We start from the raw sequence: 15,959 nt of genomic DNA on the forward strand, positions 1-15,959 counted from the left end.
CGGATGGCGTCATGCGATGCGGTGCCCGCACAGGGTTTCCAGGACCCGCACCACGCCGGCGTGATCCAGGTTTCCGGCGCCGGCCGCGCGCGCGGCATTGAACAGCTGCTGCGTCATCGCCGTGTTGGGCAGGCTGAGCCCTAGCGCATCGGCGCCGCGCAACGCCAGTCCCAGGTCCTTGCGATGCAGGTCGATGCGAAAGCCCGGCTCGAAATTGCGCTTCACCATGCGCTCGCCATGTACTTCCAGCACCCGCGAGGCCGCGAAGCCGCCCATCAGCGCCGCGCGCACCCGCGCCGGGTCCGCGCCCGCCTTGGCGGCGAACAGCAGCGCCTCGCCCACGGCGGCTATCGTCAGGGCCACGATGATCTGGTTCGCCACCTTGGTGGTCTGGCCGTCGCCGTTGCCGCCCACCAGGGTGATGTTCTTGCCCAATTTCTCGAACAGCGGCAGCGCGCGCTCGAAGGCGGCAGGAGGACCGCCGGCCATAATGGTCAGCGACGCCGTCCTGGCGCCGATCTCGCCGCCCGAGACAGGGGCGTCCAGGTAGTCGCAGCCCAGTTCGTTCACGCGGCGCGCGAATTCCCTGGTTTCGATGGGCGAGATGGAGCTCATATCGATCACCAGCTTGCCGGCCTCCAGGCCCGCGGCGATCCCCGCCTGCGCGAACAGGACATCCTCGACGTCCTGCGTGTCGGGCACCATCAGGATGACGATCTCCGCCTTGCGGGCCACGTCGGCCAGGCTGTCGACCACCGTGGCGCCGGTCTCGCGGATGTCCGGCGGTACGGTACGCTGGCCGCACACCACCAGGGCGTGGCCGGCGGCCGCCAGGTTCAAGGCCATCGGGCGGCCCATGATGCCCAGTCCCACGAAGCCGATGTTCATCGCGCGTCCTCCTTTCCATCCGCCCAGTCGGCGATCATGCGGCGGTAGATCAGCGTCGCCTGGTGTATGCGGGTGACGCTGCACCACTCGTCGGTCTGGTGCGCCTGCCGCGGCTCGCCGGGGCCCAGGATGAGCGTGGGCGCGTCGCCCAGGGCCGGCACCAACACGGACGCATCGCTGAAATAGGTGGCCGTGCGCAGCTCGAAGGGCTCGCCGGTCACGCTCGCGGCGATGGCGGCCGTCCGCGCTACCCATGGGGTCTCCGGCGCGGTCCAGACGCCCGGCAGATCGATGGCGGTTTCGATTTCCATGTCCTCCTGCATTTCGGCGGCGACCTGCCTGCGCAGGTCCGCGTGGTCCATGCCGGGTATCGTGCGCAGGTCGATCTCGATCACCGCCCGGTCCGGCACGGAGTTGATGTTCAGCCCGCCATGGAAGGTGCCCACGTTCAGCGTCGGCGCGCCCAGCGTCCGGTGCGGCGCCACGCCGAAATGGAAGCAGGACAGGCGGTGCGTGGCGCGCGCCGCCTTGTACACCGCGTTGTCGCCCGCGTCGGGCATGGAGCCGTGGGCCGTGATGCCGCGGGCGATGCCGCGCAGCCATAAGGCCCCCTTGTGGCCGACATAAGGCATATTGGCCGTGGGTTCGGCGACCACCAGCGCGCCGGCCCGGCCTTGCAGATCCTGCGCCACGATGGCCGAGGCGCCGTCGCAGCCGGTTTCCTCGCCGGCGGTGATGATCAGGGTCAGCTGCATGCCGTCGCCCGCGCGATCCGCTTCCTGGATCGCGGCCGCCACAAAGGCCGCGACACCGCCTTTCATGTCGCTGGCGCCGCGCCCGTACAGCCTGTCGTCGACGATGGCGCCGCCGAACGGCGCCTGGCTCCATTCCTTGGTGCCCAGCGGCACCACGTCGATATGCCCGGTAAACACCAGCGGGCCGGCGGAGCCGGCGCTGCCCTTGCTGGCGATCAGGCTGGCGCGCCCGTCGCCCAAGGGCACCATCCGCGTATCGAAGCCGGCCGCGCGCAGCAGACCGGCCAGGTAGCGCGCGCATTCGGCCTCGTTGCCCGGCGGGTTCACCGTATCGAAGGCGACGAGGCGGCGCGTCAGCGCGATGGGATCGGGATGTGACATGGCGGCGCTCACAAATCCAGGACCAGGCGGGCCGAATTGGCGCGGGAGACGCACACCATCATCGTGCGGTTGGCCGCGCGTTCTTCCGGCGTGAGCAGGATATCCCGGTGCTGGGGCTCGCCGGCCAGCACCGCGGTCTCGCAGGTACCGCAGACGCCTTCCTCGCAGGCGCATGGCACGTCCACGCCGTGTTCCCGCAGGACCTGCAGGATGGTGCGGCCGGCCGGTACCTGCACGACGGTGCCGGAACGGGCCAGTTCGACTTCGATGGGCTGATTGGGCGGCCAGGCGGTGTCCGGCGCGGCGAACCATTCGAAATGCACATGGCCCGGGGCCCAGTGCGCCGTCGCCGCTTCGACCGACTTCATCAAGCCCTGCGGGCCGCAGCAATAGACATGGGTGCCCTCCCGCGGCTCGGCCAGCAGCGTGGCGACGTCCAGCGTCGGCACCTCGCTGAAATGCGCGATGACCTGGCCACCCGGCAACGCACGCAGTTCGTCGTGGAAGGCCGCATGATCGGCCGACCTGGCGCAGTAGTGCAAGGTCCATGGCGCCCCGCGCGCGGACAGTTCGCGTGCCATCGCATGGATGGGGGTGATCCCGATGCCGCCGGCGATGAACAGGCTGTGCCGCGCCTGCGCGGCCAAGGGGAAGTGGTTGCGGGGGCCGACGATGCCCAGCGCGGTGCCGGCCTCGGCCTTGTCGTGCAGGCTGGCCGACCCGCCCCGCCCCGCCGCTTCGCGCTTGACCGCGATACGGTAGGCGCCGCGGTCCGCCGGATCGCCGTACAGCGAGTACTGGCGCGTCATGCCGTTCGGCACCAGCACGTCGATATGCGAACCCGCGCTGAAGGGCGGCAAAGGCCGCCCGTCCGCGGGGGCCAGTTCGTAGCTGTTGATATCGACGGCCACCCGGCGGACCTCGCGGATCCGCACCAGGCGGGACTCTTCGGCGGGCTCGTTCACGCTTTGCTCTCGATGTGCGATGTCGGCCAGTTCAATAGGCCCGGTCCAGGTCGACGCGGTTGGTCAGGGGTTTGCCTTCGAAGTGGCTGCGGATGTTGTTGAAGAACAGATCCAGCGTGCGCGGGACATAGTTCTCGATATCGTCGGACAGCACGTGGGGCGTGATCAGCAGATTGGGGGTTTCCCAATACGGCCAATCCTTGGGCGGCGGTTCGGGATAGGTCACGTCGATGACCGCGCCGCTCAGCTGCCCGCCGCGCAGGGCCTCGTCCAGGGCGGCGGGATCCACCAGTCCGCCGCGCGACATATTGACGAAGCCCGCCCCCTTGCGCATCAGGCCGAACTCTTTGCTGCCGAACATGAAGTGCGTTTCCGGCGTCAGCGCGGTATTGGCCAGGACGAAGTCCGCCCGCGGCAGCAGCGCGTGCAGCGCGTCCGGCCCATGCATCTCGTCGACGTGCGGCTGCGGCTGGGCGCTGCGGCGGATACCCAGCACCGTCATGCCGAATTCCTTGGCGTACTTCGCGGCGCCCGCGCCGATCGCGCCCACGCCGACGATCAACAGGGTCCTGCCTTCCAGCGTGGAGGTAAAGATCCGGTTCCATTCGCGATTGCGCTGGCTCCAGTTCAGCTCCGGCAGGCGCGCATTCAGCATCAGCAGCGCCATCAAGGCCGACTGCGACGCCTTCGGTACATGGGCGCCGCTATTGGTCAGCACCGTCACGCCCGGGGGTACCCAATCCAGCGGCAGCAGATAATCCACGCCCGCGCCCAGGATCTGCAACAGCTTCAGGTTCGGCGCATCCTGGGCCAGCGACTGGTGCGGGAAACGATAGGTGATCATCGCATCGGCGGTGCGCGCTTCCCGGGCATAGATGTCGCCATCCTTGCCCCAGGTGGTGCGGATGCGCCCGGCCACGTCGGGATGGCGCGCCAGCGCCTTTTCGTATTGGTCGGGCCGCACGATGAAAACCGGCATCAGGCTGCTGGCGTTCTCGATATGGATATGCAGGGCTTTGTTCTTGTCGAAGGACATCTCAGGCTACCTCTTGCAATTGGCCTTCGCGCGCGCGGCGCTGGTTTTCCCCGTCGGGGCCGATCACGCTATCCAGCACGCGATTGGCGATGCGGTGCACTACGTATTCTTCCAGCGAAAAGCGCCCGGGCCGGTAGGCGCCGCTGCGCATCGCGCGCTGTACGTTGGGGTTGATGGTGATGTCTTCGCGGACGACCTGGGAATATTTTTCGTAGTAGTCCGGACCGACGATGTCGCTGAAATTCGGCATCTCGACAGTGCTGCGCGGGAAGGTCCAGTTCTCGTAGAGACGCAGCTTCTCCGGCCCTTCCGGCAGGTACTGGCGGAACTTCATATACGAGGACGTCAGGATGATCTGCAGGCTGGGCTGGATCCAGATGTGGTACAGGGCGGAGGCCTTGTCCCCGTCCAGGCCCGGCGCCTGCGGCAGCCCGGAATAGGCAACGATGCTGCGCTTGCTGGACATGGCCTCCCAGGGGCCATGGGTACGCTCGAAGACCCAGTTCTGCGGATTCGCCGGGTCGTAGTGGTCGCGGTGGATGGTCGGCACGTGGTAGTTCTCGAAGGCGTTTTCCAGCCACACCTTCCAGTTGCAATCCACCTCGTAGACGTCCTTGTTGGTCCACACCATGCTTTCCAGGTCATAGCCCTGGAGGAAGTCCGGCAGATCGCCCAGCCACTGGCGCAGGGGCGGCGCCTGGTCGTTGAAGGTGATGAAAATGAAGCCGCCCCAGAGCTCGCTGCGCACCTGGTTCAGCGTGTGGTCTTCCTTGCGAAAGCCCTCCACGCCGGCCATCGGCGGCGGATTGCCGGGGGTGGACATGAGCTTGCCGCTCAGGTTGTACGTCCAGCTGTGATACGGACAGACGAAAGCGCGGCAATGGCCGGCCTTCTCGGTGATGATGGCCCCGCGGTGGCGGCAAAGGGCGGACTGCACGCGCACCTTGTTGCCGTCGTCGCGCACCACGATCAGGGGCTGGCCGATGACCTCGATGGAGAAATAGTCGCCCACCTTGGGCACCTGCTCCGCCCGCCCGACACACAGCCAGTCCTTGCGGAACATCGTGTCCAGCTCTTTGCGGTACCACTCCGGCGACGTATAGCACCAGCCGGGCAGCGGCGATGCCTGGTGCAGGGGCAAGCGCGATGCAGCGTAGTGTTCGGGGGAAAAAATCGAGTCAGGGATCGAGTCGGGCATCGCGCTCCACCTTGTGGTCTGTGCAACTAGTTAACCAGATGGTAGGAGCCGGCTTGGTGTGCGTCAACTAGTTTGTCAGTTTTCCCTGCGCGATGCGGGTAAGTCCCGATGACGCCGCCGGGATGCACGGCGCGACGGAAAACCCGACGACGCGGCACGGGTGTTGACGCGCCGCGCGACTGTCGCGCACAATGCCGCCGTTGCGCTGTCGTGCTGCATGCTGCTTACATTCAGCGCCCGCAACAGGTATTACCCGCCTTTCCCGTTGTGCCAGATGCATAGTCCTTTGCCAGCATCGCGCACGACCCCCAGCAGTCGTGTCCACCGGCAATAACGCCTCCTTTGGGAGAATGCATCATGGCTTCTATCGCCATTCGCGCCGCCGTGTCCGCGGCTGACGCTTTCCAGGCAGACGACCTGCCGCTCTCGGTCCAGACCTGCCAACAGCTGGTCGCCGCCGCGCTCGCCGGCCCTGCCGTCTCCAGCTTCGAAGAGATGACGAAGCTTGGCATCCCGATCGTCATCGACCGCGCCCAGGCCGACGCCCCACACACCGCCCTGTCCACCTGGGCTTTCCACGTGCGCGACGATGCGGTCGCCGCACGCGCCGACACGGCGCTGCGCCGCGCCTACCAGCGCGCGGGCAGACCCGTCCCCGACGCGGTCACCTTCCAGTTCCAGAAGCTGAAGGTAGCCACCACCATTACGCAGCACATCCGCCGGCACGGCCTGTTCGTGTACACGCAAAAGCTGTTGTTCGCCCCGGAGTTCGAAGCGGTCGGGATGGCTGTCCTCAAGGAAATGCGGCTACCGGAGCTGCCCCCGGTTTCGGCCAGCGCCGCGGTCGCCGTCGGCCGCCTGCCTGCCCTGCCCTCGGCCAAGCTGAAGCAACACCTGGACTTCCTGGCCGGCCAGCGCATGCGGGCGGGCGGCGTATCGTTCGCGCAGTGGGTGGCGGAATACGCGCCGATCCTGGTCGAGTTCCCCGCGCCCGATCTCGAACCGGGCCGCGTGGCGCGCACGGACCGCTATACCGAGCATCCCAAGTATCCCGGCGCCGAACTGGGACTGGGGTTCTTCCTGGCGACCACGCACGATCAGATCGGCGAACGTATCCAGATCGTGACGCCTTTGCTGTCCCATAAACCGCGCGGAGGCCCCGCGGCGCAGCCATGGACGGCGTTTTTCGTAAGCCAGCAGGTCCATCGAGGCATCATGGAGGCCAGCGCGCGCAAGCGTCTGCGGGCCGTGCTGGCGGATATCGGCGGCCAAAGTGCCCGGCTGAAAGTCTGCCCCCGCTGCGCGGAAATCCATTCGGACGACCGCGCGGATCTGAAGCGGCGGTGCGCCTGCAAGGGCGACTAGGGCCTGTTAACGCTAGAAGGAGCCTCGCATGAGTACGCAAACCGGTGGATGGCAAGGCACGAAGCGCGGTCGTGGTGGTGCCACGGCGAGCATTCGTAACGCGGCCAGGCGCCGGTTTGCGTACTCACCCTACCGGCCAGTGCGAGGCTCCTTCTAGCGGTTAACAGGCCCTAAGGTTTCACTCCACCTTGAGATTGTGGTCCTTGACCAGCTGGGCGAACCGCTTCGTCTCCGCGTCGATGCGCTGGGCGAACTGCGCGGGCGTGGCCGTCATCGGCTCGGCGCCGGCGGCGTCCAGCTTCTGCCGGAATTCCGGCGATGCCGTGATCCTGGCCACCTGGCTGCTGAGTTTCTCCAGCACGGCCGGCGGCGTGCCGGCCGGCGCGAACACACCGAACCAGGTGCCGATGTCGAAGCCCGGCAGGCCGGCTTCCGCCAGCGTCGGCACATCGGGCAAGGCCTTGCTGCGTTGCGCCGTGGTGACCGCCAATGCGCGCAGCTTGCCGGCCTTGATCTGCGGCAGCACCGTGGTCATGGTGTCGAAGGACATCGCGACCTGCCCGCCGAGCAGGTCCGTGGTCAGCGGGCCGCTGCCCTTGTAGGGGACGTGCAGCAGCGTCGCGCCGGTGGCGGCCTGGAATTGCGTGCCGATCAGGTGCTGCGCCGTCCCATAGCCATTGGACCCGTAGGTCAATCCGTTGGGGGATTTCTTCGCCAGGGCGACCAGTTCCGCCACACTGTTGGCCGGCGTATGGGCGGGATTGATGGTCAGCACATTCGGCACCATGGCGATGGGCGCGATGGGCGCCAGGTCCTTCTGGAAGTCGTAGCCCAGGGATTTGTAGACGCTGGTGGCGATGGTGTGGTGCACGGCGCCCATCAGCAGCGTATAGCCGTCGGGCTTGGCCTTGGCGACGTAATCCGCGCCTATGGTGGCGCCGGCGCCGGGACGGTTCTCGACGATAACGGGCTGTCCCAGGCTGCGCGACAGCTGGTCGCCCAGGGCGCGCGCCAGTACGTCGGTGGTGCCGCCGGTGGGGAACGGCACGACCAGGGTCAGGGCATGGCTGGGCCAGTCATCGGCCGCGACGGCTGGCGCGCTGGCCATGGCGGCCAATCCCGCGCCCAGCACGGCCGCGCCCAGGGCCCGGCCCGTGAACCGGCGGATGCCGGGACCGGTCTTGCGACCGGCGCGCCGGCCCCGCGCAAAAAAAGAAATCACGCGCATTGCTGTCTCCTCGTTGTCGTTATGGACGGCCGGTTCCGGCCCGGCTCGCCGTATCCGTGGCGGCATCGCCGCCCGTGCCTTGCTCAACCCGTCCGCGTGCCGCCGCTGGCGGACAGCCGCGCGCACACCGCGCGCGTCACGTCCTCCGTGCCGGCCTGGCCCCCCAGGTCGCGCGTATGCAGCGTGGCATCGGCCGTCACGGCCTCGATGGCCGCCATGAGGCGGCGGGCCGCATCGGCCTCTCCCAGGTGCTCCAGCAGCATGACCACCGACCAGAAGGTGCCGATGGGATTGGCCCAGCCCTTGCCCATGATGTCGAAGGCCGAGCCGTGTATGGGTTCGAACATCGAGGGGTAGCGGCGCTCCGGATCGATATTGCCGGTGGGCGCGATGCCCAGGCTGCCGGCCAGCGCCGCCGCCAGATCGCTCAGGATGTCGGCGTGCAGGTTGGTGGCGACGATGGTGTCCAGCGTGCGCGGCCGGTTGACCATGCGGGCCGTCGCGGCGTCGACCAATTCCTTGTCCCAGCGGACATCGGGAAACTCTTGCGCGATGCGCGCGGCGACCTCGTCCCACATCACCATGGCATGCCGCTGGGCGTTGGATTTGGTGATCACCGTCAGTTGCTTGCGCGGCCGCGACTGCGCCAGGCGGAAGGCGAAACGCAGGATACGCTCCACGCCGACGCGCGTCATGATGGAGACGTCCGTGGCCGCCTCGATGGGATGGCCCTGGTGCACCCGGCCACCCACGCCGGAATATTCGCCCTCGGAGTTCTCGCGCACGATGACCCAGTCCAGGTCTTCCGGCGCGCAGCGCTTCAAGGGCCCGTCGATGCCCGGCAGGATGCGGGTGGGCCGCACGTTGGCGTACTGGTCCAGGCCCTGGCAGATTTTCAGGCGCAGGCCCCACAGCGTGATGTGGTCGGGAATATCCGGGTCGCCGGCCGAACCGAACAGGATGGCGTCCTTGTCGCGCAAGGCATCCAGGCCGTCCTCGGGCATCATCACGCCATGCCGGCGGTAGTAGTCGCCGCCCCAGTCGAAGTCCTCGAACTCGAACCGCAGGCCCCCCTGCATCGCGGCCACGGCCTCCATGACGGTGCGGCCCGCGGGGACGACTTCCTTGCCGATGCCGTCACCGGGGATGGTGGCGATCTTGTACGTCTTCATTTCATTGAGCTCCTGCGCTGCGACCGCCTTATTGTGGGCCGTGGACATCGTTGAAAAACGTGGCTAAAGTTGAACCGTCGTTAACCCGCAGTTAACAATTGCAGGCATGCGCCCCCATCCCGGGCGACCGCTCTCTTCGGAAACACCATGGCCGGCCGGCGCGCGGCAAGGGCAAGCATCCAATGATCCAGGCAGCAGGTCTCCAGGCGTCGGACCTGGGCTTTTTCGTGGCGGTCGCCAGCGCCGGCACCTTGAGCGCCGCGGCGCGCGATCTGGGCATTTCGACCGCCGCCGTCAGCAAACGCCTGTCGTCCCTGGAGTCGCGCCTTGGCCTGCCGCTGCTGGTGCGCACCACCCGTCGCATCAGCGCCACGCCGGAAGGCGAGGTCCTGCTCGAACGCGCCCGCGCCATCCTGGGCGATATCGACGATCTGCGGCAGCTATTGGGGCGCGCCAAGGACAAGCCCGGCGGCCTGCTGCGCGTGAACGCCACCCTGGGCTTCGGCCGCATGCACGTGGCCCCGGTGATATCGGAATACAGCCGGCGCTATCCCGATGTGGAGGTCCAGCTGCAGCTCTCGGCCGATCCGCCGCCGCTGGACGAGGACGCCTTCGATGTCTGCGTGCGTTTCGGCGCGCCGCCGGATGCGCGTTTCGTTGCCACGTTCCTGGCTCCCAACCGGCGGCTGCTGTGCGCGGCGCCCAGGTATCTGCGCGAACGCGGCACGCCGCAGTCGCCCGCCGACCTGCGGCGCCACAATTGCATAGGCATACGCCAAGGCAGCGACGCCTACGGCGTCTGGCGCCTGAGGCCCGTGCGCCGGCCGCGCGGCGCCCGGCCCGCGTCCTCCGGCGAAGCGCAGGCCCAGGCGATACGCGTGCGCGGCAACCTGACCACCAATGACGGCGAGATCGCGGTGCGCTGGGCCCTGGACGGCCATGGCATCGTCATGCGCGCCGAATGGGATATCCAGCGCTATCTGGCAAGCGGGCGGCTCGTACCGGTGCTGGCGCAGTACGCCACGCCGGAGGCGGATATCTACGCGGTCTACCACCAGCGCCTGCGCATGGCGTCCCGCGTCCGCAGCTTCGTGGATTTCCTGGTGGAGCGGTTCAAGCCCCTGCGGCCGCCCGCCTGACAGGGACCGGGCCTCGCGCCGCCGGGCGGGGCCTGAAAGATGGAGGCCGCCCCGCGCCCGAAGGCGCCGCCCGCGCGCGCCCCACCGTAACGACACGTCCAAAGGATCGACGCCTTACCCCAGCGGTGCTCCACGCTTGACGCGCCCCCGGCGCGAGACAAGAATCGTCTGGTGCTTTCCCCTACAGCCGCAATGGCGGCGCCCCAGGCACGCAAGGGCGCGGGAGGTCGATATGAGTTATCACCTGGAAGGCCGTCTGCTCGAGGTCTGCAATTGCAAGGTCCTGTGCCCCTGCTGGATAGGCGAGGATCCCGACAACGGCACCTGCGACACCATCGTCGCCTGGCGCATCGACGCTGGGACGATCGACGGCGTGGACGTGGGCGGCAATACCATCGCCGCCGTCGCGCACGTGCCGGGCAACATCCTGCAAGGCAACTGGACCGCCGCGATCTACATCGACGAACGGGCATCGCCGGAGCAGGAAGAGGCGCTGCTGAAGGTCTACACCGGCCGCGCCGGCGGACCCATCGCGGATCTGGCGCAACTGATCGGGGAAGTCGTCTCGGTGGAACGGGCCCCCATCCGCTTCACCGTGTCGGAAGGCAAGGGAGAACTCGAGATCGGCGCGGACTATTACGCCGAGCTGGAGCCCTATCTGGGCGCGACCGGCGCGCAGACCACCTTGACCGACACGATCTTCTCGACGGTGCCGGGCGCGCCGGTTTTCGTCGGCAAGGCGCCCACCTACCGCTCGAAGAACAAGGCGCTGGGCATCGATGTCGACATCAAGGACCATAACGCCTTGCAAAGCACGTTCGTCTTCGACGGATGAGCGCCACCGCCGGCGCCGCCCGGTCCGGCGGCCGGCGCCACCGCCGCGTCTTCCTGCCGGTGCTGGCCGGGCTGGCGGCGCTGGCGTGGCTGGCGTTGTGGGCCTGGGCGCGCAGCCCTTACGGGCGCTATCTGGACCACGGCGGCGATTGGACGGCGTCGGGGCCGGCGGCCTTCCTGTGCCGCGCCATCCCGGGCGGGGATGTCATCCTGCCGCTGGTCCTCTATGGCGCGGCCTGGATATTGATGATCGCGGCGATGATGCTGCCGACCACCCTGCCCTTGTTCGACATCGTGGACCGCCTGACCGCGCGGCGGCCGGACCGCGGCCGCCTGTTGACGCTGCTGGGCCTGGGCTATGCCGCGGTGTGGGGCGCGTTCGGCGTGCTGGCGCACCTGCTGCATACCGCGCTGCTGGGCCTGTTCGCGCGCATTCCCGTGCTGGCCTGGCACGGCTGGCTGGTCGGCGCGGCCGGCATCGCGCTGGCCGGCGCCTTCCAGTTCAGCGCCCTGAAATACCGCTGCCTGGACGAATGCCGCGCGCCGCTGGGCTTCGTGATGCGCCACTGGCATGGCGGATCCGCCGCCAGGCGGGCCTTCATGCTGGGGGCGCATCATGGCCTGTTCTGCGTGGGCTGTTGCTGGGCGCTGATGCTGCTGATGTTCGCCATCGGCATGGGCAGCCTGGGATGGATGCTGCTGCTGGCATGCGCGATGGCGGTCGAAAAAAACCTGCCCTGGGGCCGCCGCATCAGCGCGCCGCTGGGCATCGCGCTGCTGGGCGGCGCCATCGCCATGGTGATCGCCAACGTGTAAAGTGGATCGCCGGAGGGCAGCCCACGGCGCATGGACATCGCCCATGCGCCGCGGGTCCTCTCCGCCGCATGGAGATCCATCATGGCCAAACCGCTGCTGTCCCTGCTGCTGGCGCTGCTCGCCTGCGGCGCCGTCCATGCCGATGAGGCGGCGTGGACCGCCTTGCGGCAGCCCGGCGGGGTGGCGCTGATGCGCCATGCCGAAGCGCCCGGCACCGGCGATCCGCCGGGTTTCCGGCTGGACGATTGCGCCACCCAGCGCAATCTGAGCGCCGCCGGCCGCCGGCAGGCGGCCGCGATGGGACAGGCGTTGAAGGCGCACGGAATACAGGCGGAGATCTACAGCAGCCAGTGGTGCCGCGCGCTGGACACCGCGCGGCTGCTGGATATGGGCCCTGTTCATCCGCTGCCCATCCTGAATTCGCTGCTGCGCACGGCGGGCGGCCGGGACGAGCAAACCGCGGCGCTGCGCCGTTTCGTGGATGCCTGGCAAGGACCGACATTGATCCTGGTGACGCATCAGGTCAACATTACGGAATTGACGGGCCTGCCGGTGGGCTCGGGCGAGATCATCGTCCTGCGCCGCGAGGCCGGCGGCCACCAGGTCATCGGCCCCTTGGGCGCCATGGAAAAAGGAATATCGATGCCGAAGGAATGGCAGTACCAGGTGCGGATGAACGTCACCCAGGAGCTGGCCGATGCCTGGCGCGACGGCCGCGACACGCCGGCGCTGGACCGGCTGCGCGCGATACTGGACAAGCACGACGCGTCCATCATCTCGCAGTACGACGCCTTCGCTCGCTATGTGGCCGAGGCGGAACGGGAAGGCATCCAGGACTATCCCTTGTACCAATGGACGGCCGACACGCTGCGCAATCCGGACAAGGAAGCGAAGTACCGGCGCGTCTTCACGGTATACGTGGACGAGGCCGAAGTGTACGGGCAGGATATCGCCGACGCCCTGCGCGCCGATCTGTCTGCCCTGGGCCCCGACGCCGGCATCCTGGGCGTCGACAAGCTGGACACCAATCCGGCGAACAGCCCGCAGCCGCCGCGGCGGCCCTAGCGGGCGCTTCAGTCGCGGTGCTCGATTTCGGCCGCCACCGCGGCGTGGTTCACCATGGCGACCAGGGACACGCCGCCCACGATGTTGCCCAATAGCGTGGGCAAGAAGAAGCGCACAAGAAAGTCATGAACCGACGCGCGATCGGACATGACGGCATAGGCGGCTTCCGCCGAACCCGCGATGATGTGCGACAGGTGGCTGATGGCCACCACGTAACTGATCAGCAGTATGGTAAGCAGGCGCGCGGAGCGGGCGCTGGGCAGTATCCATACCATCAGGGCAATGAGCCATCCGGCGAACAACGCGCGCAGCACGGTTGACCAGAAATCGCCCGACATCGGCTCCATGGCATGCTCGGCCAAGGCCTGGACCACATCCGGCTGGAATACGCCCGGCACCCGGAGCAGCGCGGCGAACGCGATCGTCCCCACCACGTTGGCGCCCAGCACGACGGCCCACAGGCGCAGGGCCGGTATCAGCGTGCGTCCGTTGCGATGCGTCAGCACGGGCAGCACGACCGTCAAGGTACTTTCGGTGAACAGCTGCTGGCGTCCCAGGATCACGATCACGAAACCCACGCAGTAACCCAGTCCCGCGACCAGATGGCGCCAGCCCGTGTCGGGCAGCGCCGCGGACAGCACCGACTGCACGAGGAAGGAAAACCCCATCGAAAGCCCGGCCGCCAGGCCGGACCAGGCCAGCGCCGAGGCCGGTCGCCGCAATGCGGCCTCGCCGTCCTCGCGGACGACCTCATGGATGACCAGCGCATGCGGCGTGGAGTGATCGGCCGCCTGCGTGCGCTCGTCTTCGGACAAATGCGGGGAATGGCCGCCGGCCTCGGTCTCGGTTCCGGCCTCGGTCTCGGTCTCTGAATCGGGTCCGGTCTCGGTGCCGGGCCGCCTGTCGTCGCCGTCGCGGCCGCGCGCATCGCGGCGGCGCGCATCGTCGCGAATACCAGGATCTTTATCGTTGGGCATAGGGGCTGGGGAAGGGGTCATCCGCTTCTGCAGGCCGCGGACGCGGACGTGCAGGCCGCAAGAGCAAACGCCATACCCGCGCCACCGCGCCACCCCGCTGCCCGCGCGGCAGCGCCGCGCCGTGCGCGCGACAGCGTGCCTAGGCCTTCAGGTCGATCTCCAGCCGGATCGCGTCGCCGCGATACGTGACCTCGGCGTAATAGATCACCTGCCCGTCCTCGTCATGGAAGACCCGCGCCACATTGGCAACCGGCGCGTCCTTGGCGATATGCAGCAAGGCGGCGGTTTCCGCGTCGGCCGTCCCTATGGTCAAGGTCTGGTGGGCATTGGCGATGCGGACGCGGCGCAATTCCAGCATGATGGGGATCACGGCGCGCGTGCGGAATTTTTCCGGCGCCAGGGCGAACACCGATCGCGCCACATACAGCGAAATCACGCAGTAGGCACGGCCGTCATTCATATGCAGGCGGCGCATGTAGACGTATCCCTCGTCGCGGCCGCCGCCCACCGGCAGGGGCCGCGGCGTCTCGTCGATCGCCAGGATGATGGGGGCGAGGCTGCGATAGGTATCGCCCAGCTCGCGCAATGAGCTTTCCAGGGGCGCGGTCCGGATCGGCCGCACCGCTTCGGTAACGAAGGTCCCCTGCCCGCGATGGCTGGCCAGCAGCCCTTCGGCGACCAGCAGTTGCACGGCCTGGCGTGCCGTCAGCCGGGCGACGTCGAAGCTTTCCGCCAACTGCTGTAGCGAAGGCAAGGCGTGACCGGCCGGCCACTCGCCTTTCTCGATGCGGCGGCGCAACTGGTCCGCGACGGCGATATAGCGCGGAATCGGGCCCGGGGCCAGGGTTTGACGGTGTACAGACATATATAAGTCTAGTATTATGTACTTTCGGATTTAATCGGGTCTTTTTCGTATCGACCTGCCGGTTCCGCCTTTCGGCCATCGTGCCAAGACGCACCCTGGATGCTATCGCCACCCATGACCCAAGACCATCCCTTCCAAGTCGCCAAGCTGGAAACCTTTGTCCTGCGCGTGCCGGCCGATCCGCCGGTGCGCACGTCCTTCGGCATCATGCACGATCGCCCGGCGGTGCTGGTGCGCGTCACCGATACGGACGGACATCGCGGCTGGGGCGAAGTATGGTGCAACTTTCCCGCCGTGGGCGCGGAACACCGGGCACGCCTGGTCGATAGCTGCATACGGCCGCTGCTGTGCGACCGTGCGTGGCCCTCTCCGGCCGCGTGCTTCGAATCGCTGAGCGCAGGCGTGCGCATTTTAGCGATCCAGTCCGGCGAGGCGGGCCCCCTGGCGCACGCGATCGCTGGCGTGGACACGGCCATCTGGGACATGGTGGCGCGGCGCGCCGGCCAGCCCTTGTGGAAGCTGCTGGGCGCGCAGGACCGGCCGGGCCAAAACACCATCCAGGTCTACACCTCGGGCATCAATCCTGACCGGCCGGAGCGGGTGGCGCAGGCCAAGGCACGCGAAGGCTATAACGCCTTCAAACTGAAAGTCGGCTTCGGCGACCGGCGCGACGAGGACAACGTGCGCGCGCTGCGCGATGCGATGGGGCCGGACGCCACCCTCATGGTGGACGCCAACCAGGCGTGGACACCGTCCCAGGCGGCCGAGATGGCCGGCAGGCTGGCCGCCTACGGCCTGGAATGGCTGGAAGAACCCCTGCCCGCCGACACGCCATGGGAAACCTGGCGCGCGCTGGCCGCCAAGGCCCCCCTGCGCATCGCGGCCGGCGAGAATCTGCGCGGCGCCGAGTCCTTCCAGGCGGCCATCGAACAGGGCGGCATCGCCGTCATCCAGCCGGACCTGGGCAAATGGGGCGGCTTCAGCGGCTGCCTGCCGGTCGTGCGGAACGTCCTGCTGCGCGAACGCTGGTACTGCCCGCACTGGCTGGGAGGCGGCGTGGGCTTGACGGCCTCCATGCACCTGAAGGCGGCCGTGGGCGGGCCCGGCTATGTCGAAGTGGATTCCAACACTAATCCCCTGCGCGATCTGCTCATGCCCGAGGGCCATGCGGTGAAGGACGGCATGGTCACGCTGTCGGACGCACCCGGACTGGGCGTCGAGCCGCCCATGGCCCGGCTGGCGCCGTATGTCGTCGCCTCGCACGGGGCCTGAGGC

Annotated in this window: 15 protein-coding genes; 6 read left to right on the forward strand and 9 right to left on the reverse strand. The window is 68.0% G+C overall.

Annotation, left to right across the window (positions count from 1 at the left end; translation table 11 throughout):
• Positions 1 to 9: 9 nt before the first annotated feature.
• From BAU06_RS13965 to BAU06_RS13985, 5 genes are read right to left on the reverse strand one after another with little or no spacing between them, the layout of a single operon-like run.
• Positions 10 to 888, reverse strand: a complete 879-nt coding sequence (locus BAU06_RS13965) for a 2-hydroxy-3-oxopropionate reductase (protein WP_066350080.1) — start codon at positions 886 to 888, stop codon at positions 10 to 12.
• Entirely contained in the window at positions 885 to 2,024 is a 1,140-nt protein-coding gene (locus tag BAU06_RS13970) for a M20 family metallopeptidase (protein ID WP_066350082.1), read from the reverse strand. Before BAU06_RS13970 ends, BAU06_RS13965 begins: the two co-directional genes overlap by 4 nt.
• Before the next feature lie 8 nt (positions 2,025 to 2,032).
• Positions 2,033 to 2,989, reverse strand: coding sequence for a PDR/VanB family oxidoreductase (locus BAU06_RS13975; RefSeq protein ID WP_231933878.1), 957 nt, complete (start codon positions 2,987 to 2,989; stop codon positions 2,033 to 2,035).
• Positions 2,990 to 3,020: 31 nt separating this feature from the next.
• The gene (locus BAU06_RS13980; RefSeq protein ID WP_082988215.1) at positions 3,021 to 4,025 is read right to left on the reverse strand and encodes a D-2-hydroxyacid dehydrogenase; all 1,005 of its coding nucleotides are present in this window, start codon (positions 4,023 to 4,025) and stop codon (positions 3,021 to 3,023) included.
• A gap of 1 nt (position 4,026) precedes the next feature.
• Positions 4,027 to 5,223, reverse strand: coding sequence for an aromatic ring-hydroxylating oxygenase subunit alpha (locus tag BAU06_RS13985; protein WP_066350085.1), 1,197 nt, complete (start codon positions 5,221 to 5,223; stop codon positions 4,027 to 4,029).
• 357 nt (positions 5,224 to 5,580) lie between these two features.
• Here BAU06_RS13985 and BAU06_RS13990 point away from each other — a divergent pair, with 357 nt between their 5' ends.
• On the forward strand, positions 5,581 to 6,588 hold the full coding sequence (locus tag BAU06_RS13990) for a hypothetical protein (RefSeq protein WP_066350089.1): 1,008 nt from the start codon (positions 5,581 to 5,583) through the stop codon (positions 6,586 to 6,588).
• A 178-nt stretch (positions 6,589 to 6,766) separates the two neighbouring features.
• Here BAU06_RS13990 and BAU06_RS13995 read toward each other — a convergent pair whose 3' ends face one another.
• Together BAU06_RS13995 and BAU06_RS14000 are read right to left on the reverse strand one after the other, a co-directional pair.
• A complete protein-coding gene (locus tag BAU06_RS13995) occupies positions 6,767 to 7,696 on the reverse strand; it encodes a Bug family tripartite tricarboxylate transporter substrate binding protein (RefSeq protein WP_231934100.1) in 930 nt (309 codons plus the stop codon).
• Between the two features lie 203 nt (positions 7,697 to 7,899).
• Positions 7,900 to 8,988, reverse strand: coding sequence for a tartrate dehydrogenase (locus BAU06_RS14000; RefSeq protein ID WP_066350091.1), 1,089 nt, complete (start codon positions 8,986 to 8,988; stop codon positions 7,900 to 7,902).
• A gap of 182 nt (positions 8,989 to 9,170) precedes the next feature.
• Here BAU06_RS14000 and BAU06_RS14005 point away from each other — a divergent pair, with 182 nt between their 5' ends.
• From BAU06_RS14005 to BAU06_RS27290, 4 genes are all read left to right on the forward strand, one after another.
• Positions 9,171 to 10,127 (forward strand): LysR family transcriptional regulator, encoded by a 957-nt coding sequence (locus tag BAU06_RS14005; protein WP_066350094.1) that lies wholly within the window; start codon positions 9,171 to 9,173, stop codon positions 10,125 to 10,127.
• Between the two features lie 232 nt (positions 10,128 to 10,359).
• Positions 10,360 to 10,962: a DUF1326 domain-containing protein gene (locus tag BAU06_RS14010; RefSeq protein ID WP_066350098.1), complete on the forward strand. Its 603-nt coding sequence runs from the start codon at positions 10,360 to 10,362 to the stop codon at positions 10,960 to 10,962.
• A complete protein-coding gene (locus BAU06_RS14015) occupies positions 10,959 to 11,777 on the forward strand; it encodes a DUF2182 domain-containing protein (protein ID WP_066350104.1) in 819 nt (272 codons plus the stop codon). The genes BAU06_RS14010 and BAU06_RS14015 overlap by 4 nt, the downstream gene beginning before the upstream one ends.
• A gap of 81 nt (positions 11,778 to 11,858) precedes the next feature.
• Positions 11,859 to 12,842: a histidine phosphatase family protein gene (locus tag BAU06_RS27290; RefSeq protein ID WP_066350107.1), complete on the forward strand. Its 984-nt coding sequence runs from the start codon at positions 11,859 to 11,861 to the stop codon at positions 12,840 to 12,842.
• Between the two features lie 8 nt (positions 12,843 to 12,850).
• Here BAU06_RS27290 and BAU06_RS14025 read toward each other — a convergent pair whose 3' ends face one another.
• Both BAU06_RS14025 and BAU06_RS14030 read right to left on the reverse strand, forming a co-directional pair.
• Positions 12,851 to 13,819 carry a formate/nitrite transporter family protein gene (locus BAU06_RS14025; RefSeq protein WP_082993684.1) on the reverse strand — a complete coding sequence of 323 codons (969 nt, stop codon included), beginning with the start codon at positions 13,817 to 13,819 and terminating at the stop codon, positions 12,851 to 12,853.
• 139 nt (positions 13,820 to 13,958) lie between these two features.
• Positions 13,959 to 14,684 (reverse strand): GntR family transcriptional regulator, encoded by a 726-nt coding sequence (locus BAU06_RS14030; RefSeq protein ID WP_066350113.1) that lies wholly within the window; start codon positions 14,682 to 14,684, stop codon positions 13,959 to 13,961.
• A gap of 114 nt (positions 14,685 to 14,798) precedes the next feature.
• On the opposite strand from BAU06_RS14030, the gene BAU06_RS14035 reads away from it, so the two are divergent.
• Positions 14,799 to 15,956 carry a mandelate racemase/muconate lactonizing enzyme family protein gene (locus BAU06_RS14035; protein WP_156770230.1) on the forward strand — a complete coding sequence of 386 codons (1,158 nt, stop codon included), beginning with the start codon at positions 14,799 to 14,801 and terminating at the stop codon, positions 15,954 to 15,956.
• The last annotated feature ends 3 nt before the right edge of the window (positions 15,957 to 15,959 follow it).

Source organism: Bordetella bronchialis (genome assembly GCF_001676705.1).
Taxonomy (GTDB): domain Bacteria; phylum Pseudomonadota; class Gammaproteobacteria; order Burkholderiales; family Burkholderiaceae_B; genus Bordetella_C; species Bordetella_C bronchialis.